This window comes from Bacillus sp. AR4-2 (assembly GCF_008274865.1).
Lineage (GTDB): Bacteria > Bacillota > Bacilli > Bacillales > Bacillaceae_G > Bacillus_A > Bacillus_A cereus.
Genome location: NZ_CP031062.1, coordinates 1121566 through 1141771, shown reverse-complemented (window position 1 = coordinate 1141771; position 20206 = coordinate 1121566). Strand labels below are relative to the sequence as shown.

Below are 20206 nucleotides of genomic sequence, written 5' to 3'. Positions count from 1 at the left end.
TCTTACCTCCTAACTAAGAAAGCTTTCCTATTCTTCATATAAAAAGCCGATTTCATACTACAGAAATCGGCCTACGTTTTAGCAGGAAAATTATTGCGAATCGTTTCAAGCGCATGCTCTTTCACAATTTGTTTTCCATACTCACTTACACGATGAATTGTTAAAGTTGATTCTTCTCCATATTCTAAAATAATACTTAAAATACGATCGATTTCTTCTTCATCATGTAGCACTTCATCGAATTCCACATATACATAATAGCGGTCCTCAAATGAATACAGCTCATCTTTTATATCTTCAAAGATAAGACGATGACTTAATGAAATGACATCTTCAAAATCATTAAATTTAATTAAAAAGCCAAACGTACCATCTTCATTAAAGTTTGTTCCTGTTTGTTCTTCTACCTCTTCGACTAATTCTTGTTGGAATAATGATTCGATGCCTTCATCTAGAGGAATATCTATAATTTTGTCTACCCCTATCGGTAGTTCCAGCTTTTGTCCGTCCTTTGAAAGCTCTGCTTTCGTGACAAGTACTTCAATCCCTTTATCGACTGCTTGCACTTGAATCCATAACGGTCCATCAATAAAGAAATCGTCATGATCACGAGCTTCGTCCATCATCTCCCAAAAGAGCTCTTCACTTCGTTCGCGATCATACCAAATTTCTTCACGATTAAATCCTCTATCCTCTATATCAATGTACGTAATAAAAAATTTCATCGTATGATCATTAATTCTTTCAATATCCAAAATACAACTCTCCCTTCCTGCTTAGAATTGTTATGAAGGGATTCCCCACTCATATGACAAATCAATAGATCCTTGTACTCTCATTTTATGATAAGATTCTCCAGAATGGAAATAAAATCGATTTATTTTACAAAAATAGTTATATGCCTATCTTTCCTCGATAAACTACATAAATATATTATTATAGCGATTTCTTACTTACAAAAAATTTGGACATACATTTCCACATTCCCCCGTACACTGTAATAAAGTGAAACTTCTATTAGAAGAGATTATTTAACAACAACTTTCTTCATCACATACATATAGTTCGCTTATTAAAACATCATAAATGGAGGCAGACGAATGGACTTAGAGTTTTTAACATCCGTACTAATGATTGTCGGTATCGATGTTGTATTAGGTGGTGACAATGCAATCGTCATCGCACTAGCTAGCCGAAATTTACCTGAATCGAAACGAAATAAGGCTATTTTGATCGGTACTCTTTTAGCGATTGTACTAAGAATCATCCTTACTATACTAGCTGTCTATTTACTCGACATTCCATTTCTACAATTGATTGGCGGGGTTTTACTTACATTAATTGCAGTCAATTTATTAACCGATAATAGCAACGATCTTTCTTCTATTCAAGGAAAAACAACTTTATTTCAAGCTGTGCGGACAATTGTTTTCGCGGATCTCGTTATGGGGTTTGATAATGTTATTGCCATTGCAGGTGCAGCTCACGGGAGATTTTTACTCGTCATAATCGGCTTACTCATTTCTATCCCGATTATTATTTGGGGCAGCAAACTTATTTTAATACTTATGGAACGATTTCCATTCCTCATTTATTGCGGGGCAGCGATTCTTGCCTATACTGCAGGAAAAATGGTTACACATGAAGACAGACTTGCAACCTTTTTTCATAACAATCCAAGTTTCACTACAAGCATTCCTTATTTGTTCATTTTCACTATTTTATGCATCGGCTTTATCGTACAACAAGTTCGATTACGCAATGTGAAACATTAAAAAAAACCTTCTACTATATAATAGGTAGAAGGTTTTCATATTATTATAATTAATTTACAAGACGTTGTGCTTCACGTAATTGGAACGTTCTTACTGTACGTGGTAAGAAACGACGAATTTCGTCTTCGTTGTAACCAACTTGAAGGCGTTTCTCGTCAATCATAATTGGACGACGTAAAATCCCTGGATAGTCACGAATCATCTTATATAAATCTTGAAGTGGTAAAGACTCTAAGTTTACATTCAATTCTTGGAAAACTTTCGAACGAGTAGAAATAATCTCATCCGTTCCGCTTTCTGTCATACGTAAAATCTCTTTAATTTCCTCAATCGTTAATGGATCTGAGAAAATATTACGTTCTGTATAGGGAATATGATTTTCCTCTAGCCATAATTTCGCCTTTCTACAAGACGTACAGCTTGGAGAACTATATAATGTTACCATACAAAGCTCACTCTCCTTAAAGAGTACAAATTCTGTACTAAATACAGTTTTAATTTCTAACTTCAGCAATTTTTCGCGATAACTTGTCTTATTGAAAAGTACAAAAATCGCATTTCATGTAAGCAACAACTTATAATAAACAACAATTACTTTTAATAAGTAACTTCTATAATCATTATACAATAGATTTTGCAAGAAATATACAGTAAATTTCCTGCTAGTTGAGAAAACTCTTCCGTGCATTTCACTGCTATGTAACATGATTACGCTCACTTCAGCTGTACTTTAACAATAACTTTCAATCCTTTTACTACTCACTTCTCATAGATTTTTCATATAATATATAGTTATTTATCTATAATCTTCCCTATGAAAAAGAGAACGTTTTCTTACTTTTTCTTGATAAATCAATTAAGAAATGTAAGACTATACAAATGAGAATAAAAAGGAACGTTTGTTCTTATTTTAACAAATATCCTCCCTCCTGTCTACACGATTTCTAAAGTAAATTAAATATTTTTCTGACATTTCTTTCTTTTTCATTTTTTATCTCATACAATAAACATACAGACAGGCAAAGGGGGAGTTTTCAAATGATTGCTTTTTTTATTGATTTTATTACGGTTGCTGCCCTCATCATCGGAATAACAGCATTGATTGGTGTCATTACAAATAGCATCGGCGAAAAGCTCTTTGGTGGAAAAGAAAAAATGAAGTTTGTTAACAAAAGTTTGGGTGTACAATCTGGCTGGAACCAAGTTGGCGGAAAAGGCATTTATAAGAAACGAACGTATTAAAAAAAAGCAGGCGATCGCCTGCTTTTTTTCTTATTTCTCTACTGACGCCCATTTAAAGCTTAAATCGCCGCCATATTTATGGTTATACATATTTTTAATTGAATCTCTTTGTAAATATGCTCTACCACGTTGATATACTGGAACGATCGCAGCATCATCAAGTAACATTTTTTCTGCTTCTAATAAGTTCTTCCAACGAGCATTTACATCGCTTCCATCTTTTTTCGCCTTCATAATGATTTCATCGTATTTTGGATTAGAGTACTTCATCTTATTTTGTGACCCATCTGTTACAAACATATCAAGATATGTAATTGGATCTGGGAAGTCCGCACTCCATCCAGAGAATGACATGACATAATCGCCCGCATCTTCTAATTTTAGTTTTTGTGCGAATGGTTGTTGTTTAATTTTTACTGTTAAACCTGGTAAATTCTTTTCTAATTCACCTTTTAAATATTCACCAGTTTTCTTTGATAACTCTACATCTTCATTTAATAATTCTAATTCGATTTCATTTTTACCAAGTTCTTTTTTACCAGCTTCCCAATATTTCTTCGCTTCTTTCACGTTTGGTTTTACAATATCCCCGTTTACAGCACGGAAATCTTTTTTATCTGGTCCTTTAATGAAGTTATCAGGAATTAATCCTGTTGCTGGCTTAGAACCGTTATTTAATAATGTATCCACGAATGGCTTACGGTCAAAAGCAAGTGAAATTGCTTTACGAATATTTTTATTTGCTAAAGCTGGATCTTTTTGATTTAAACGAAGGAAGAATACAGATGTATCTTCTACTGTTTGGAAATCTGGTTTTCCTTTATATTTATCAATAAACTCCGCTAATAACGACGCTCGATCAATTGCATTTGTTTCATATAAGTTAATTGGCGTAGATGTATCTTTTACAATATTAAAGTTTACTTCTTCAATCTTCACTTCTTTATTGTCCCAATATGACGCGCTCTTTGTCATTTTAAAGCTACGTTCATGTTGCCAATCACTTAATGTAAATGGTCCGTTATAAAGCGTTGTATTCGCTTCCAAACCAAACTTCGTACCTTGCTCTTTCACAAACTTTTCATTCACAGGATAGAAGATTGGATATACCATTAAATCTACAAGGTATGGAATTGAATTATCTAATTCCACTTCTAATGTATAATCATCAATCGCCTTTACCCCTAATTGATCCGGACTCATCTCTTTTTTATTAATTTTCTCTGCATTTTTTATATCATACATAATGTACGCTGATTTCGCAGCTGTATCTGGGTTAATCGCTCTTTGCCATGCGTATACGAAATCTTTTGCCGTCACAGGATCACCATTTGACCATTTTGCGTCTTCACGTAATTTAAATGTATATTTTTTACCATCTTCTGATTTTTGGAATTCCTTCGCTACACCAGGAACTAGCTTATCATCTTTTCCTAAACTGTATAAGCCTTCCATCGTATTACCCATTACTCTTGAAGAAACTGCATCAGCTGATAACGCTGGATCCATCGTTGGAATTTCTTGCGTTTCAATTAAGTTAATAACTTGCTTCGCACCGCTTTTCCCGCTATCCCCTTTTGCGTTCGCTTGCGGTTCATCTTTTTGGTAGCTACATGCCCCTAACATCATGCTCATTGCTACTGTTGATACTACAAAAACTGGCATCTTTTTTTTCATACTTCCACCCTCCACAAAAATGTTAGCCCTTTCATTTTCAAACAGAAAGAAATATATATATGTTCTAATAATTCATATTATACACACAAATATATTTTTTGTATATTTATATTTCTATTTCATTAAAATTTCCTGTTAAAAAATAAATCTTTGTAAACGTTTCATATTGCTGATTATTCTTACTAAAGTGTTAAAAACAACATTTTTATACTTTTCTAAATTATCAGAGAAAAATGAATTTTATATCTCATAATACTTTATGTATAATTATCCTTTTGTTTTTATCATAAAATAGCACTCTCTTCATAATAAAAATATGTAGGCTAAAATGAGTGCAAAGGTTAAGAAAGTATGTTACGATACATTTTGCTAAAAATAGATATCGGTAAAGAGGGGACGGACATGGCAGCAATTCAGGCAAAAAACGGGCCTACTGAGAAATTAAGTTTATTCTTATTAACATGGCCTATTTTTCTAGAAGTTTTTCTTTTTATGTTAATGGGGATCGCTGATACTTTCATGTTAAGTGCATTATCAGACGATGCTGTATCTGGGGTTGGTGCAGCGAATCAATACCTCCATATCGCTATTTTGGTACTAGAAGTCATCGGGAACGGCGCAGCTATCGTCGTATCTCAATACCTCGGTTCCAAACGCTTTATGGAAGCATCTAAAATATCAGCATTAGCCGTCACATTAAATTTAATAGTTGGGCTCGTTATAAGCGCTGGTTTTCTTTTATTTTCGAAACATATGATGCTCGCAATGAACTTACAAGGCGATGTACTAACGTATGCGCAAAACTACTTATCTATCGTCGGAGGAGCCATCTTCCTACAAGCTATTATTAACTCATTAGCCGCAATTATCCGTGTACACGGTTTTACAAAGCAAGCGATGTTTATTTCACTCGGAATGAATATGATTCATATCGCTGGAAACTACGTACTCATTTTCGGGAAATTTGGTTTCCCTGAGCTCGGTGTACAAGGGGCTGCCATTTCTTCTGCTGTCAGCCGACTTATAGCACTTATTGTTTTCTTCTGGTTACTATACCGCGTTATGGAATATCGTGTAAAATTACAATATTATTTTACCTTATCAAAAGAATATATCGGGAAAATTTTAAAAATCGGGATTCCATCTGCTTTTGAGCAAGTTATGTATCAAGCTTGTCAAATTGTCTTCTTATACTATGCAACATATTTAGGAACGGAATCGTTAGCGGCTAGACAATACGCTACGAACATTTCTATGTTCACTTATTTATTCGCTATTGCAATTGGTATGGGAACAGCCATTATTATTGGCCGCCTCGTTGGTGGTGGCGAAAAAGATGAAGCATACGAACGCTTGTGGAAAAGTGTAAAATGGGCGATTGGTGTAACTTTATGTATGGTCGCTCTCGTTATTACATTCCGTACACAATTAATGGGACTGTTTACAGATAATCCGTACATTATCGGGTTAGGCGCAAGTGTTCTTTTACTAAGTGTACTACTTGAAACGGGACGTACGATGAACATCGTCATCATTAATTCGCTTCGTGCAGCTGGTGATGCAAAATATCCTGTTTTAATCGGTGCATTCTCTATGGTGTTAATGAGTTTACCACTAGGTTACTTTTTCGCCTTTCATTTAGATATGGGGCTCGTTGGTATTTGGCTAGCAATCGCCATCGACGAATGGACACGTGCCATTATTATGTTCTTCCGCTGGAAAAGTAGAGCATGGGAGCGTTATGCACTTGTTAAACCTGAAGAACAAGAGGAGAATGTTTCTGTTCAAGTTCAGTAATTTTGCATATGGATATCACTAATGATACATGAGATTTATATCGGCGATTCTTTAAATATATCGACTGACCGACAAATGTATACAATTCTTTTATATAGTAGAAAAAGAGCCATCCTTCCATAACAGAAGAATGGCTCTTTTTCTTATTGATAAATCTCTTTATATTTCTTGTACTCCGCTTCCGAACATAGTACGAAATGTCCTGGGCGAATTTCACGCATTGTTGGTGCTTCACTACCATAATTATGCTGTGATGGATCATATACGATACGTTTACGATTGCGCTCATAATCTGGATCTGGAAGTGGAATCGCTGATAATAGTGATTTCGTATATGGATGAATTGGATTCGCATATAATTCATCACTTGTTGTTAACTCAACGATTTGGCCACGGTACATTACACCAATACGATCACTAATGTATTTTACCATTGATAAATCATGGGCGATGAATAAGTATGTTAAACCTTTTTCTTTTTGTAACTTTTTCAGTAAGTTTACAACTTGCGCCTGAATCGATACGTCAAGTGCTGAGATCGGCTCATCGGCAATGATAAATTCTGGGTCTACAGCAAGCGCTCGAGCGATACCGATACGCTGACGTTGTCCACCTGAGAATTCGTGTGGGAAACGGTTTGCGTGCTCTTTATTTAAACCAACTGTGTTTAATAGTTCATGAACACGGTCCATGCGCTCTTTTTTACTTTTCGCTAATCCGTGAATATCAATACCTTCTGCGATAATATCCCCTACTGTCATACGAGGATTTAATGATGCGTATGGATCTTGGAAAATCATTTGCATTTTACGGTTGAATTTCTTCAGTTCTGCGCGTGATTTCTTACCATGTACGTTTTCACCATCGAACAATACTTCACCAGCAGTTGCATCATATAAACGAATAATCGTTCTTCCAGTTGTCGATTTACCACAACCTGATTCTCCTACAAGACCAAATGTTTCTCCGCGGTAAATATCAAATGAAATATCATTAACCGCTTTGACAACACCACCACTCACGTCGAAGTGCTGCTTTACATTTTTTACTTCAATTAATTTCTCACGTTGTTTAGTCATGTTGTTCACCTGCTTTCATTTGAAGAATGCGTTTTTCAACGACTGCTGGCGGTTTTACTTCTGGAGCTTGCTCGTGAAGTAACCAAGTTGCCGCATAGTGCGTATCACTTACTTTAAATAAAGGTGGGTCCATTTCAAAATCAATTTTCAGTGCCTGCGGGTTACGTGGTGCAAAAGCATCTCCCTTTGGCGGCTTCAATAAATCTGGAGGCGTTCCAGGGATTGCATATAACTCTTCTTCTGAACCATCTAAACTTGGCATAGATGCGATTAAACCCCAAGTATATGGATGTTTCGGATTGTAGAAAATTTCATCTACAGTTCCAATTTCAACAACTTTACCAGCGTACATAACTGCCACTCGGTCCGCAACGTTTGCTACTACACCTAAGTCATGCGTAATGAAAATGATTGCTGCTTCTGTTTTTTGCTGAATGTCTTTCATAAGTTCTAAAATTTGCGCCTGAATCGTAACGTCTAGCGCTGTTGTCGGCTCATCGGCAATTAATAATTTCGGGTTACAAGCTAACGCCATCGCAATAACTACACGCTGTCTCATACCACCTGAGAATTGGTGAGGATATTGTTTTAAACGAGCTTCTGGATTTGGAATACCTACAAGGTCAATTAATTCTAAAGCAACTTTACGTGCATCTGCTTTACTCATCCCTTGGTGTTTAATTAGACCTTCCATAATTTGATTTCCAATTGTCATCGTTGGGTTTAATGATGTCATTGGATCTTGGAAAATCATCGCGATATCTTTACCGCGTACTTGCTGCATTTCTTTTTCTGTTAATTTCGTTAAGTCACGACCTTCAAATACGATTTCACCATTTTTAATGCGTCCAGGAGGATTCGGAATTAATCCCATTAACGCTTTAGAAGTAACTGATTTCCCTGAACCAGATTCTCCTACAATCGCCAATGTTTCTCCTTTTTTCAAATCAAAAGTAACGCCGCGTACAGCTTGTACTTCACCTGCATGTGTATCAAAGGAGACTTGTAAATCTTTTACCTCTAACAATGTTTTCATCTTTGCCTCTCCCCTCTTTTACTTACGCATTTTTGGATCTAACGCGTCGCGTAATCCGTCTGCCATTAAGTTAAACGCTAAAATTAATATACTGATGACAACCGCAGGGATGAACATCATATGCGGATACGTTTGAATAGATTTATAACCATCATTTACAAGAGAACCTAGTGACGCAAATGGCGGCTGAATTCCTAAACCGATGAAACTTAAGAACGCTTCACCAAACACCGCTGATGGAATTGTAAACATTGTCATTACGATAATAGGTCCCATTACGTTTGGAATTAAATGTTTCACAATTAATTGTGTATTTGTTGCACCTAATGTACGAGATGCTAATACATATTCTTGGTTTTTTAACTTTAAGATTTGTCCACGAACAATACGCGACATCCCTATCCAACCTGTAATCGCCATCGCGAGTGTAATTGACCAAATACCAGATCCCATAATGATTACCATTAAAATAACGATGATTAAGTATGGAATACCGTTAATAATCTCCATAATACGTTGCATAATGTTATCTACTCTACCGCCGTAGAATGCTGAAATACCTCCGTATGCAACCCCAATTACTAAGTCAATTGCTGCTGCTAAAAGAGCGATATATAATGATACGCGTGTACCTTCCCATGTTCTTGTCCATAAGTCACGGCCAAGATCATCTGTACCAAACCAGAAGTACTCTTTAATATCACGTTTTTCATATTGGTCAACACCATATTGATCTGTACCGTCAAATGGTAACCAATGAACATTTTCAATAACTGGAATTTTTGGTGGTAATTTCGCTCGACCTAAATCTTGCTCTTTATACGAGTGTTTACTTACCATCGGTCCAAAAATCGCTAATAGTGCAATGATAACTAATAATACAAGGCCAAGCATCGCACCTTTATGTTGGAATAAACGTCTTCTTACATCTTGCCAAAACGTTAGGCTTGGACGGGCAATGACTTCATTATCAACATTATTTTGATTGGCTTGTTGAAATAAATCTGGAGATAATTTTTGTACATCTTTCATCATTTTTTCCCTCCCGCTAAACGAATACGAGGATCAATAATTCCGTATAAAATATCGACAATGAAAATAACTAAAATGAAGATTGCACTATAGAAAATCGTAGTTCCCATAATAACTGTATAGTCATTTAAAGTAATCGATTTAACGAATTGTTCCCCAAGTCCTGGTACAGCATAAATTTGCTCGATAACAAGTGTTCCTGTAATTAATGCCGCAACCATTGGTCCTAAAATTGTTACAACTGGAATTAACGCGTTACGAAGTGCATGTTTGACAATGATAACGCCTTGGCTAATTCCTTTCGCTTTCGCTGTTAAAATGTAATCGGCTTGCATAACTTCAATTAATTCTGCACGAGAGAAACGTGCGATTGTTGCAATAACTCCCATCGATAATGCAATTGTAGGCATTACAGTAAACTCTGGTCCTTTCCAGAATGCTACTGGGAACCAGCCAAGTTTTACCCCTACGAAATATTGCAGTAATGCGGCGAATACGAATGATGGTACCGACATTCCGAGTACCGAAATAACTGTTGCACTATAATCTACCCACGTATTATTACGAAGTGCGGCAACAATACCTAAAATTAAACCGATAAATGTTCCTAATATAATCGCTTGTAAACCTAATTGGGCTGATGGTCCAATACGATCCACAATCATGTCTGTTACTGGGCGGTTATCATATTGGAATGATACCCCTAAATCACCTTTTGCTAGGTTACCTAAGTAACGTGCGTATTGAACTGGTACCGGATCATTCAATCCGTATTTTTCAAGAATGATTTCTTTTTGTGCCGGTGATAGCTTCTCCTGGTTTTTAAGCGGAGAACCCGGAAGTAATTTCATCAAAAAGAAAGTCATTGTAGTAATTAAAAATAATGTCAAAGCCATGTACACGAAACGTTTTAATACATAACGTCCCATATCAAGCACCTCCCCGTTTTTCTCAAAAGCAATAAGATAGTTTAAAATATTCTTACTTTTATTTTTTTAAAATAAGAGCATATGCCCATCATAGGCATATACCCTTGTAAACGATGGAAAAAAAGATTATTTTTGTTCAACAGATGCCCATTTGTAAGTTAATTTACCACCATAGTTAATTGGGATAATATCTTTTACGGCACCTTTTACTACATACGCTGAACCTTTTTGGAAGATTGGAGTGATAACTGCATCCTCTTTAATTAACATCTTCTCTACTTCTAGAAGGTTGTCCCAGCGAGCTTGTAAATCTTTTGTATCTGTTTTAGCTTTTAGGATTAACTCATCATATTTCTGATTAGAATACCCTGTTTTATTTTGAGAACCATTCGTAACAAACATATCTAAATATGAGATTGGATCTGGGAAATCTGGTCCCCAAATACCAAACGCAATATCATATTGCTGAGAATCTTCTAATTTATTTTTTTGTGCGAATGGTTGCTGTTTAATTTTAATTGATAAACCTGGTAAGTTCTTTTCCATCTCACCTTTTAAGAATTCCCCAACCTTTTTAGCATCTTCATTATCAAAGTTTAAGAATTCTAGTTCGATTTTATCAGTTCCAAGCTCTTTCTTCGCTGTTTCCCAAAGCTTTTTCGCTTCTTTTGGATTTGTTTCAACTAGCTTTCCATTTTCAGCTCGGAAATCTTTTTTATTCGGACCTTCAGCGAAATCTTTTCCAACAAATCCGTAAGCTCCAATTGCACCGTTATTTAAAATAACTTTTGCAATGTTATCACGGTCAAAGGACATTGAAATTGCTTTTCTTAAGTTTTTATTACTTAAGTACTGATTACTTTGATTAAATCTTAAGTAAGCAACCCCTGCTTCTTTTCTTGTTTGGAACTCTGGACTTTTTCTAAACTTATCAACAAATTCAGACGTTAAAGCCGCTCGGTCAATCGCGTTTGTCTCATATAAATTTACATCAGTTGCTGTATTTTTTACAATATTAAAGTTGATTTCTTCGATTTTAACCGTTTTATTATCCCAATATGAAGGATTCTTCTTGAATTGGAAACTTTGTTCATGTTTCCAATCACTCATAACGAATGGACCGTTATATAATGTTGTATTTGCCTCTAAACCAAATTTATCACCTTGTGCTTTTACAAAGTTTTCATTTAGTGGGTAAAATACTGGATAAACTGTTAAATCGATAAAGTAAGGAACGGGATTGTCTAATTCTACTTCTAATGTATAATCATCAATCGCTTTTACACCTAATTGGTCAGCAGGTAATTCTTTTTTATGAATTTTCTCTGCATTTTTAATATCGAACATAATGTACGAATACGTTGCTTTTGTATCTGGATTTACTGCTCTTTTCCATGAATACACAAAATCTTTAGCTGTTACAGGTTCCCCATTCGACCATTTCGCATCTTTTCTTAATTTAAATATGTATTTCTTCCCATCATCTAGCTTTTCGACATCTTCTGCAACTCCAGGCATTCTCTTTTGATCTTTGCCAATACGATATAAACCTTCCATCGTATTATTTAATGCTGTAGAAGATGAAGAATCAGATGCTAATGATGCATCCATTGACGGAATTTCAGATAACTCTGTTAAATTAAGAATCTGTTTTCCGTTACTACTACTCGTAGCGTTCTCTTTCCCTTTTGCTTTTGCGTCATCTTTTTGGTAGCTACACGCGCTAAGCAACATACTTGCAGTTAAAGTTGATGCAAGTAATAACGGTATCTTTTTCTTCATGTTGTGTTGCCTCCCCTAATTGCACTTCCTGTACCCTCACTTGTTAAAAAGTAGAATTGAAAGAATAATCTCCAAGTTTCTACAATTTTCATTATACATATAATATAACAATTGTGAATATAGTTTTTTGTTTTTTTGTTAAAATTTTTAATAAAATATTTATATTTTTAATTTTTCGTAAAGGGATACATTAACATTGCTACCATCATCTTAAAATCAGACCTTTAATTGCGTATAATTTTCAAAAAATTAATCCTAGTACTTATTATAGCTTTTATAGTATAATAATTCTAGTAATATTTTGACGGAGGGGAATATTTTGAATAAAGTTTTTTTTCATACTTGTATACTAATTTTTATAGCGATGATTGCTTCTAGTATTGGTGCATTCCTCATTTCATCTCAATTTTTGTTGAACTTTGTCAACATTTTGTTTTATATTGCACTGTTTTTTATTCTTATCGGCGGTTTTTTATACATATTTCAAAATGGTTTTTTCAATGTAACCATTTACGCATTCCAAAGAGTATTTGGTACGAACAAAAAGATTGACTCTTTAATTGAAGAAGTCGAGGAACCTACAGATAAGAAAGAACGTATTTATAAAACATATTCATTCAAATGGACATATCCAATTTGTATTACAGGTATCTTCCTTGGGTTGTTCTCGACCCTCATTAGCTTTACTATTTTGATGTAGTTTGCAAACACTATCCCATATGATATAATAATCAGCAAAACATTTTGTTATAAAACTTTAGTTCTTTCATATTAAAAGAGCTCAAGTAACAATAAATAAATTTATATGTATGCGATGATAAAGAAGAGTACATATTGAGGCAATTTCAGAGAGCTTGTGGTTGGTGTGAACAAGTAATTGTACAGTATGGAATGGGCTTTTGAGCACCAAACCGAACCGAAAGTAGTAGGCTTTGGCGTTATATCCAAACGTTATTATGGATTAGAGAGATTTCACAGTAGTGAAATAATTAGGGTGGTACCACGGTCCATTCGTCCCTATAGTTTTTTGGGATGAATGGGCTTTTTTGTTTGCCTTCTCTTCCCCACATCACGCATTCTATTTTAGGAGGAATTACTTATGTCAGTTATCTTTTCTGGTATTCAACCAAGTGGAACGATTACACTTGGAAACTATTTAGGAGCAATGAAGCAGTTTACAGAGCTTCAAAATGAACACGACTGTTATTTCTGTATTGTAAACCAACATGCGATTACAGTACCTCAAGATCCCGTCGGGCTTCGTAAAAACATCCGCAGTCTTGCTGCACTTTATGTAGCATGCGGCATCGATCCTGAAAAAGCTACTTTATTTGTACAATCAGAAGTACCAGCACACGCTCAACTAGGATGGATCATGCAATCTGTTGCTTACGTTGGAGAATTAGAACGTATGACGCAATATAAAGATAAAGCTTCTGGTAGAGATTCAGTTCCAGCTGGATTACTTACGTATCCACCATTAATGGCTGCTGATATTTTACTTTACAACACTGAAATCGTGCCGGTTGGTGATGACCAAAAGCAACATATCGAATTAACACGTGACTTAGCAGAGCGTTTCAACAAACGTTACCGCGAAATCTTCACAATGCCTGAAATTCGCATTCCAAAAGTAGGAGCTCGCGTTATGTCATTAACAGAGCCTACGAAAAAAATGAGTAAATCTGATCCGAATCCAAAATCAATGATTAGTATGCTTGATGAGCCAAAAACAATTGAAAAGAAAATTAAGAGTGCTGTAACTGACTCTGAAGGTATTGTGAAATTTGATAAGGAAAACAAACCTGGTATCTCTAATTTATTAACAATCTACTCTTCATTCTCTGGAAAAACAGTTGAAGAAATCGAAGCAATGTACGAAGGAAAAGGATACGGCGACTTCAAAGGCGACCTAGCGCAAGTAGTCGTAGAAGCTATTCGTCCAATTCAAGACAAATATAACGAACTAATCAACTCACCAGAACTAGACGAAATCCTAGACAAAGGTGCAGAAAAAGCAAACCGCGTCGCATTCAAACAACTACGCAAAGTAGAAAACGCAATGGGACTAAGCAGAAAACGTAGGTAACATATAAAGCGGAGGCAGCTCGTTCAGCTCTGACTGGCTAAGGTTCTTTCGCATAGAAGACGCTTTTTGTCTTCTTATGCGAAAGGTTCTTAGACACGAAGAGCTTGCTGCCGGAGCTGGATTTCTACAAAAAGCGGAGGCGGCTCGTTTAGAATGTGAGGGGGATGGAGCTCCTGACGTAGAGGCGCTTTTTGCCTCGCAGGAAGGCGCGAAGCCACCGAACATTCTTGCTGCCGGAGCTAGATTACTACAAAATTAAAAAACCGCCAATTGGCGGTTTTTTAATTTACCTTTTGCTCATTTTCCATTTCCCATAACTTTTCAAAAAATGGCTGTCCTTTTACGAGACGCTCGCATAATTGTTCGTGCTTATCAGACCAGCCTGTTTTCGCTTCATCATACAGCTTAGCCCAAATATCTTCAAATTCCATATGTTGAACCATTCCATATGCTGATGGATCCCACTCTGTGAACCAATAGCGAATTTCTGCTGTGTTTTTCGTTGTATGTAATTGATCTAACGCCATAAATAATAATTGTTTTAGCTGTCTTTCTTTACGAGTCAAGCCATTCATAATGAAAGGCGATGGTGATAAAATATGATGTTCTTTTTCTGTTTCTTCTACTTGGAACTCATACTTTTCTGCTTGTACGTTTTCTACCATCTCATATACCATCTGCTCTTGGCGTGGTATAAGTCTACTTTTGCGAATTGGTACATTGTAACCAATTGTGTCAATCGCAATAATTCCTTTTCCATCTGTAACAACAAAGCAATACTCTTGCTGCAAACGTTCATGATTTTTACGAATATAAGCCTTATGATGTACGTCTTCCAGCATTTTTTGCGGAAGCTCTAACAATTCGTTCTCGATGTAATGATATAATGTGGCATCTACTTTTAATAATGGCACTTGATCTAATAGCTCAATCGTATCATCTTTCCGCCATTCGTAAAAATGACAAACGTTATACCCATTCTCTTCACCTTCAAACCAATTTACCCATACATCATGTAGATATAACATTCACTACCCCTCACTTCACTACTGTTTGTACCAATCATTATGTTCATTTTTGCTTAACTTTATTCCACTTGAGGAAATATATTCTAATTATTATTTTTTCTTCTATTAATACTAAAAAAACAGGAAATAGAACTCCTGTTTTTTATATATGAAATGTCCTTGCTTTATTCAATATTTCTTTTGCATCTATAGATAATAAAGAAAGTGTATCTTCTCCTTCCAAAGTTACACAATCTTTGACAATATGAAATCCAAGCGCATAGCCAAGCATCTTCGGATAAGAGTGAAAGCCATTTAATAAGATGTCATGTTCCCTTGTTCCTCGTTTTATACTTATTCTTTCATGTACAACATTTTTCCAATAATAAACAGCCTCTTCTTTTGAAAGATACGCCGTCCACGGTGCATTGTTTTTTTCTGTATACCTTTCTGTTACTGCTTGTTCCGCTAGCCCTTCCATAATCATCGTATCAAGTAATGTATATTCTGTTTCTTTCGTCTCAATTTGATGTAACCTGCATATGTGATGATATTCATGCGCCAATAACACTTTTAATTCTTCTACCGAATTCCGCCCACATACGAATAAGAAAATAACATGACGCATAGATAATCCAGCCCTACCGTTATACTCTTCTTGTACAGTTCGATTATAGGAATCTGATAATAAAATAAAGACAGGGACATCTGGACCTTTTAACCAATTTTTCAGTTTATCATACTCCAGGCTCAATTCTTTCCAAATTTCCTTTTCCTCTAATTCTTTAATTTCCTTTTCTCCGCGCATGATCGGGCGATACATCCCTTTTGAAATTAAAAAGCGATACAACCTTTCTTTTGGCAACGGAATATACTTCGTAAATTTCTCACAAAGTTTTTCTGGCCGTCCATAATATAAATGTAGCCATTCAGCTGTTTCAACAATCCCCATCTTTATCCCTCCTTTTTCTTATGTATATGCTACAGGAGAAAAAGGCGTAAAAATAAATAAGGAGTTTTTTCGCAATCTATTGCGAAAAAACTCCTTATTTCATCGATTATTTATACGATTTAAATACTAACACTGCGTTATGACCACCGAATCCTAATGAGTTACTTAATACTGCATTTACTTCTTGGTGTCTCGCTTGATTTGGTACGTAATCTAAGTCACATTCTGGATCTGGTGTCTCATAGTTAATTGTTGGAGGAATTACTCCGTCTGTAATTGATTTAATAGAGAAAATCGCTTCAACAGCACCAGCTGCTCCTAATAAGTGACCTGTCATTGATTTCGTTGAGCTAATTGCTACTTTATACGCGTGCTCGCCGAAAGTTTCTTTAATTGCCATCGTTTCATATTTTTCATTCGCATCCGTACTTGTACCGTGCGCATTAATGTAATCAATATCTTCTGGCTGTAGGCCTGCATCAGCTAAAGCTTGACGCATTGCACGCACTCCGCCTTCCCCACCAGGAGCAGGCATTGTAATATGGAATGCATCTCCAGTTGCACCATAACCAGCAATTTCCGCGTAAATGTGAGCACCGCGTGCTAATGCATGCTCTAATTCTTCAAGAATTAGAATACCTGAACCTTCACCCATTACGAAACCGCTACGGTTTTTATCAAATGGACGGCAAGCCGTTGCTGGGTCTTCATTAAATGTTAATGCTTTTGCTGAGCTAAATCCTGCGAATGCCATACTTGTTAGCGGCGCTTCTGCTCCGCCTGTAATCATTGCATCAGCATCACCACGCTGAATTGCTTTAAATGCATCACCAATTGAGTTTGCACCAGATGCACAAGCCGTTACAGAACAAGTGTTAATTCCTTTTGCTCCTGTTGCGATTGATACTTGACCTGCTGCCATATCTGGAATCATCATCGGCACGAAGAATGGGCTCACGCGGCGTGGGCCTTTCTCAGTAAAAATCTTAAATTGTTCTTCGTATGTTTCCATACCGCCAATACCAGATCCAATCCATACACCAATTCGAGGTCCGTTTTCTTCTGTAATTTCAAGCTTTGCATCTGCAACTGCCATTTTCGCTGCTGCTACTGCATATTGTGTAAAGCGATCCATACGGCGCGCTTCTTTTTTATCAATATATTTCTCGACTTCAAAGTCGTTAATTTCCGCTGCTACTTTTGCTGGAAATAGTTCTGGATCAATTCTTGTAAGTCGCCCGATTCCAGATACACCCTTTTTAATGTTTTCCCACGCTGTTTCAACATCTGTACCGACCGGTGTAACAGCTCCTAGTCCTGTAATTACGACCCTCTTTTTTTCCATACAAAATACACTCCTTTTTTCTCTCAGTCCTTATTTACCCCAACGAAGAGCAACTGCTCCCCATGTTAATCCGCCGCCAAAACCAACAAGTATAATTAAATCACCGTCTTGAATACGTCCGTTTTGCAATTCCTCTACCATTGCAATCGGAATGGAAGAAGCTGATGTATTACCGAACTTCTCAATCGTCATACTCATTTTTTCTTGTGGTAAATTTAACCTCTCTCTTGCAGATTCCATAATACGAATGTTTGCTTGATGCGGTACTAAGAAATCCACATCTTCCTTCGTAAGACCAGCTTTATCTAAAACGCGAAGACAAGAATCACCAAGTTGACGAACGGCAAATTTAAACACTTCTCTGCCATTCATCATAACATACTCGTCTTGATAAAGGTGCTTGCCGCCACTTCCGTCTGCTCCTAATTCAAAAGATAGAACGCCTTTACCTTCTGAAACAGCTCCCATTACGACAGCACCGGCTCCGTCTCCAAATAGTACTGCTGTATTTCGATCGTTCCAGTCTACAATTTTAGATAGTTTATCACTACCAACTACTAATACATTTTTATACGTTCCTGTTTGAATAAATTGCTGCGCTGTAATCATTCCGTACATAAAACCGGCACATGCTGCACTTAAATCCATTGCAGCTGCATGTTTCGCTCCTATTGCTTCTTGAATTACACAAGCAACTGCTGGAAAAGCACGATCTGGTGTTACTGTTGCTACTAAAATAAGATCGATATCCTCTCCGCTAATTCCTGCATCTTCAAGTGCTTTTTTAGAAGCCTCTACGGCCATATATGAAGTATCTATTGTATCATCGGCAATGCGTCTTTCTGCAATTCCCGTTCTCGTACGAATCCATTCATCGGATGTTTCCATTATTTTCTCTAAATCGTGATTTGTGACTACTTTTTCTGGCACATATCTTCCGATCCCTAAAATGCCCACGTTCACATCGCAGCCCTCCGTTTTATATCAAATATTATGACTTGGTACTAATTTTAAAACATAAATGTATTTTTGTCTAGAATATATTTCGCATAAAACAGAAAGCTAACGCATTATTCACGTTATTTTTCATTAAAAGAAACAGAAACATACCTCTAAAATATAAAAAGACTCAAACCGCTTCTATCCACGGTTCGGGCCTCTCTTCCATCTTAAAAAGATGCTTTTTATTCTTTATCTGCTTTCCTTCTAAACTAGAGAGTTCTCCTCACTACTTTTCCTTTATCCTCTTCATATCTCTGGTTTTCCCCCCCAGGCGAGAATAAAAAAGGCCCTGACCGCTTCTATCCACGGTTCGGGCCTCTCTTCCATCTTAAGAAGATGCTTTTTATTCTTTTTATTCTTTATCTGCTTTCCCAAGCTCATAAGCTTCGTTCATAACTTTCATTAACAACTCTAACACCGGCTGTGCCTTCTCCATATCAAGTGCAATTCCATTATCATCTAAAATTGCCTTTGCTTCCGGTAAATGCTTCATTGCGATTTGTAAAAACTGCATGCTTTTTTCGTTCATATTATGCTCTTCCTCTCCATTAAAACTTTCACATACAATAGTGTAACACGCGTACTACCCTTCGTATAACTCTTTATATTTTTTCATGTGTGCCAGTTGTTTATTTAAACCGTATTCTAACGGAGTATTTCTTTTTATTGAAATTACCTCGATAGCCTCATCTCTTACTTCGTTATTATTTTTATTTACTTTATCATCCGCGCGTAAAAGATTCATACCTTTTTCCCATAATGACTGTTTACCACTAAGTAAATTGTATATACCAAGCTGCGCCCCGTTCGTTCCATTTTCCCATAAGTATTCACATACATCTTCAACGTAAAGTAAATCATTCCCCTTTTCCTCAATCGTACAACGGCACTCTTTTTCACCTAATTCTGATAAAATCAGCTGATGAAACATCATAAAGGACGGTTGCCACGGTCCATATAATGTTGGAACTCGAAATACACTATATTGTAAATTCCCTTTTTTCAATCCTTCTTCTACTTTCAAAAATAGGCGCTTATTTTCGGATTCATCTGTACTGCCTACTTCAATAGAAGAAATTAAATTTAACTTCACTTTTTGTTCTTCACACATTCTTATAATTCGCTTTAAATATTGTAATATGACTCTTTCATTCCGAAATCCACTTTGCTGATTTGGCTCATATAAGCAAAAATAAACAGTATCGAATCTCTCTTCCTCAACCGATCTCCATCCATCTTCATCTCTTATCGAATAATACGTAAATAACGCATTTCGCCCAATTAATAATAACTTCTCTTCATTAATTTTCGTCATACTATCGAATTCATCAAAATCAAGACCATAGACTTCCACTTCTTCTGCAATCATTTTATTTACAAGGTGATAACCTACAAACGTAAGTGCACCTATTATCAGCACGCGTTCCATACCACCAACCCTTTCCCTCTGAAACAAATAGCT

General features: G+C 36.1%; 20 protein-coding genes and 1 other annotated feature. Of the genes, 6 read left to right on the top strand and 14 right to left on the bottom strand.

Annotated elements, in window-relative coordinates; translation table 11 throughout:
• Nucleotides 1–71: 71 nt before the first annotated feature.
• Entirely contained in the window at nucleotides 72–755 is a 684-nt protein-coding gene (gene mecA, locus DN399_RS05960; RefSeq protein WP_000350713.1) for an adaptor protein MecA, read from the bottom strand.
• Between the two features lie 345 nt (nucleotides 756–1100).
• Here mecA and DN399_RS05955 point away from each other — a divergent pair, with 345 nt between their 5' ends.
• Nucleotides 1101–1775, top strand: coding sequence for a TerC family protein (locus DN399_RS05955; RefSeq protein WP_000362607.1), 675 nt, complete (start codon nucleotides 1101–1103; stop codon nucleotides 1773–1775).
• Between the two features lie 49 nt (nucleotides 1776–1824).
• On the opposite strand, the gene spx is transcribed toward DN399_RS05955, so the two are convergent.
• Complete coding sequence (gene spx / locus DN399_RS05950; protein ID WP_000258267.1) at nucleotides 1825–2220, bottom strand: transcriptional regulator Spx; 396 nt, start codon at nucleotides 2218–2220, stop codon at nucleotides 1825–1827.
• Between the two features lie 593 nt (nucleotides 2221–2813).
• Here spx and DN399_RS05945 point away from each other — a divergent pair.
• Nucleotides 2814–3017: a hypothetical protein gene (locus DN399_RS05945; RefSeq protein WP_000559972.1), complete on the top strand. Its 204-nt coding sequence runs from the start codon at nucleotides 2814–2816 to the stop codon at nucleotides 3015–3017.
• A gap of 30 nt (nucleotides 3018–3047) precedes the next feature.
• On the opposite strand, the gene DN399_RS05940 is transcribed toward DN399_RS05945, so the two are convergent.
• A complete protein-coding gene (locus tag DN399_RS05940) occupies nucleotides 3048–4694 on the bottom strand; it encodes a peptide ABC transporter substrate-binding protein (protein ID WP_000728609.1) in 1647 nt (548 codons plus the stop codon).
• A 351-nt stretch (nucleotides 4695–5045) separates the two neighbouring features.
• On the opposite strand from DN399_RS05940, the gene DN399_RS05935 reads away from it, so the two are divergent.
• Nucleotides 5046–6491: an MATE family efflux transporter gene (locus tag DN399_RS05935; protein WP_002164600.1), complete on the top strand. Its 1446-nt coding sequence runs from the start codon at nucleotides 5046–5048 to the stop codon at nucleotides 6489–6491.
• A gap of 143 nt (nucleotides 6492–6634) precedes the next feature.
• On the opposite strand, the gene DN399_RS05930 is transcribed toward DN399_RS05935, so the two are convergent.
• From DN399_RS05930 to DN399_RS05910, 5 genes are all read right to left on the bottom strand, one after another.
• On the bottom strand, nucleotides 6635–7570 hold the full coding sequence (locus tag DN399_RS05930; RefSeq protein WP_000166348.1) for an ABC transporter ATP-binding protein: 936 nt from the start codon (nucleotides 7568–7570) through the stop codon (nucleotides 6635–6637).
• Nucleotides 7563–8606: an ABC transporter ATP-binding protein gene (locus DN399_RS05925; RefSeq protein ID WP_000854346.1), complete on the bottom strand. Its 1044-nt coding sequence runs from the start codon at nucleotides 8604–8606 to the stop codon at nucleotides 7563–7565. The genes DN399_RS05930 and DN399_RS05925 overlap by 8 nt, the downstream gene beginning before the upstream one ends.
• A gap of 18 nt (nucleotides 8607–8624) precedes the next feature.
• Nucleotides 8625–9641 carry an oligopeptide ABC transporter permease gene (opp3C, locus tag DN399_RS05920; protein ID WP_000974106.1) on the bottom strand — a complete coding sequence of 339 codons (1017 nt, stop codon included), beginning with the start codon at nucleotides 9639–9641 and terminating at the stop codon, nucleotides 8625–8627.
• The gene (gene opp3b / locus DN399_RS05915; RefSeq protein WP_000534172.1) at nucleotides 9638–10567 is read right to left on the bottom strand and encodes an oligopeptide ABC transporter permease; all 930 of its coding nucleotides are present in this window, start codon (nucleotides 10565–10567) and stop codon (nucleotides 9638–9640) included. Before opp3b ends, opp3C begins: the two co-directional genes overlap by 4 nt.
• A 126-nt stretch (nucleotides 10568–10693) precedes the next feature.
• Nucleotides 10694–12349 (bottom strand): peptide ABC transporter substrate-binding protein, encoded by a 1656-nt coding sequence (locus DN399_RS05910; protein ID WP_000727217.1) that lies wholly within the window; start codon nucleotides 12347–12349, stop codon nucleotides 10694–10696.
• Nucleotides 12350–12668: 319 nt separating this feature from the next.
• On the opposite strand from DN399_RS05910, the gene DN399_RS05900 reads away from it, so the two are divergent.
• The 3 genes from DN399_RS05900 to DN399_RS05890 all read left to right on the top strand — a co-directional run bounded on the left by DN399_RS05900 (nucleotide 12669) and on the right by DN399_RS05890 (nucleotide 14697).
• The gene (locus DN399_RS05900; RefSeq protein ID WP_001044997.1) at nucleotides 12669–13049 is read left to right on the top strand and encodes a DUF3899 domain-containing protein; all 381 of its coding nucleotides are present in this window, start codon (nucleotides 12669–12671) and stop codon (nucleotides 13047–13049) included.
• Between the two features lie 105 nt (nucleotides 13050–13154).
• Nucleotides 13155–13371 (top strand) — a binding site (T-box leader).
• Between the two features lie 77 nt (nucleotides 13372–13448).
• Nucleotides 13449–14438 carry a tryptophan--tRNA ligase gene (trpS, locus tag DN399_RS05895; protein WP_000110982.1) on the top strand — a complete coding sequence of 330 codons (990 nt, stop codon included), beginning with the start codon at nucleotides 13449–13451 and terminating at the stop codon, nucleotides 14436–14438.
• A 76-nt stretch (nucleotides 14439–14514) separates the two neighbouring features.
• The gene (locus DN399_RS05890; protein WP_001233404.1) at nucleotides 14515–14697 is read left to right on the top strand and encodes a hypothetical protein; all 183 of its coding nucleotides are present in this window, start codon (nucleotides 14515–14517) and stop codon (nucleotides 14695–14697) included.
• Nucleotides 14698–14719: 22 nt separating this feature from the next.
• Here DN399_RS05890 and DN399_RS05885 read toward each other — a convergent pair whose 3' ends face one another.
• The 6 genes from DN399_RS05885 to DN399_RS05860 form a co-directional block, all read right to left on the bottom strand.
• Nucleotides 14720–15466, bottom strand: a complete 747-nt coding sequence (locus DN399_RS05885) for a YjbA family protein (RefSeq protein ID WP_000966127.1) — start codon at nucleotides 15464–15466, stop codon at nucleotides 14720–14722.
• 142 nt (nucleotides 15467–15608) lie between these two features.
• Nucleotides 15609–16397, bottom strand: a complete 789-nt coding sequence (locus tag DN399_RS05880) for a DUF2268 domain-containing putative Zn-dependent protease (RefSeq protein ID WP_049108559.1) — start codon at nucleotides 16395–16397, stop codon at nucleotides 15609–15611.
• 106 nt (nucleotides 16398–16503) lie between these two features.
• A complete protein-coding gene (gene fabF / locus DN399_RS05875) occupies nucleotides 16504–17742 on the bottom strand; it encodes a beta-ketoacyl-ACP synthase II (protein ID WP_000412656.1) in 1239 nt (412 codons plus the stop codon).
• A gap of 30 nt (nucleotides 17743–17772) precedes the next feature.
• The gene (fabH, locus tag DN399_RS05870; protein WP_001100547.1) at nucleotides 17773–18705 is read right to left on the bottom strand and encodes a beta-ketoacyl-ACP synthase III; all 933 of its coding nucleotides are present in this window, start codon (nucleotides 18703–18705) and stop codon (nucleotides 17773–17775) included.
• Nucleotides 18706–19096: 391 nt separating this feature from the next.
• Nucleotides 19097–19273 (bottom strand): ComZ family protein, encoded by a 177-nt coding sequence (locus DN399_RS05865; protein ID WP_001986215.1) that lies wholly within the window; start codon nucleotides 19271–19273, stop codon nucleotides 19097–19099.
• Nucleotides 19274–19327: 54 nt separating this feature from the next.
• On the bottom strand, nucleotides 19328–20200 hold the full coding sequence (locus DN399_RS05860; protein WP_006921015.1) for an NAD-dependent epimerase/dehydratase family protein: 873 nt from the start codon (nucleotides 20198–20200) through the stop codon (nucleotides 19328–19330).
• Between the last annotated feature and the right edge of the window lie 6 nt (nucleotides 20201–20206).

Excerpts from the sequence above, each read along its gene's own strand:
- DN399_RS05955 (WP_000362607.1), top strand. The coding sequence starts at position 1,101 with ATGGACTTAGAGTTTTTAACATCCGTACTAATGATTGTCGGTATCGAT.
- spx (WP_000258267.1), bottom strand. The coding sequence starts at position 2,220 with ATGGTAACATTATATAGTTCTCCAAGCTGTACGTCTTGTAGAAAGGCG.
- DN399_RS05945 (WP_000559972.1), top strand. The coding sequence starts at position 2,814 with ATGATTGCTTTTTTTATTGATTTTATTACGGTTGCTGCCCTCATCATC.
- DN399_RS05940 (WP_000728609.1), bottom strand. The coding sequence starts at position 4,694 with ATGAAAAAAAAGATGCCAGTTTTTGTAGTATCAACAGTAGCAATGAGC.
- DN399_RS05935 (WP_002164600.1), top strand. The coding sequence starts at position 5,046 with ATGTTACGATACATTTTGCTAAAAATAGATATCGGTAAAGAGGGGACG.
- DN399_RS05930 (WP_000166348.1), bottom strand. The coding sequence starts at position 7,570 with ATGACTAAACAACGTGAGAAATTAATTGAAGTAAAAAATGTAAAGCAG.
- DN399_RS05925 (WP_000854346.1), bottom strand. The coding sequence starts at position 8,606 with ATGAAAACATTGTTAGAGGTAAAAGATTTACAAGTCTCCTTTGATACA.
- opp3C (WP_000974106.1), bottom strand. The coding sequence starts at position 9,641 with ATGATGAAAGATGTACAAAAATTATCTCCAGATTTATTTCAACAAGCC.
- opp3b (WP_000534172.1), bottom strand. The coding sequence starts at position 10,567 with ATGGGACGTTATGTATTAAAACGTTTCGTGTACATGGCTTTGACATTA.
- DN399_RS05910 (WP_000727217.1), bottom strand. The coding sequence starts at position 12,349 with ATGAAGAAAAAGATACCGTTATTACTTGCATCAACTTTAACTGCAAGT.
- trpS (WP_000110982.1), top strand. The coding sequence starts at position 13,449 with ATGTCAGTTATCTTTTCTGGTATTCAACCAAGTGGAACGATTACACTT.
- DN399_RS05890 (WP_001233404.1), top strand. The coding sequence starts at position 14,515 with ATGCGAAAGGTTCTTAGACACGAAGAGCTTGCTGCCGGAGCTGGATTT.
- DN399_RS05885 (WP_000966127.1), bottom strand. The coding sequence starts at position 15,466 with ATGTTATATCTACATGATGTATGGGTAAATTGGTTTGAAGGTGAAGAG.
- DN399_RS05880 (WP_049108559.1), bottom strand. The coding sequence starts at position 16,397 with ATGGGGATTGTTGAAACAGCTGAATGGCTACATTTATATTATGGACGG.
- fabF (WP_000412656.1), bottom strand. The coding sequence starts at position 17,742 with ATGGAAAAAAAGAGGGTCGTAATTACAGGACTAGGAGCTGTTACACCG.
- DN399_RS05865 (WP_001986215.1), bottom strand. The coding sequence starts at position 19,273 with ATGAACGAAAAAAGCATGCAGTTTTTACAAATCGCAATGAAGCATTTA.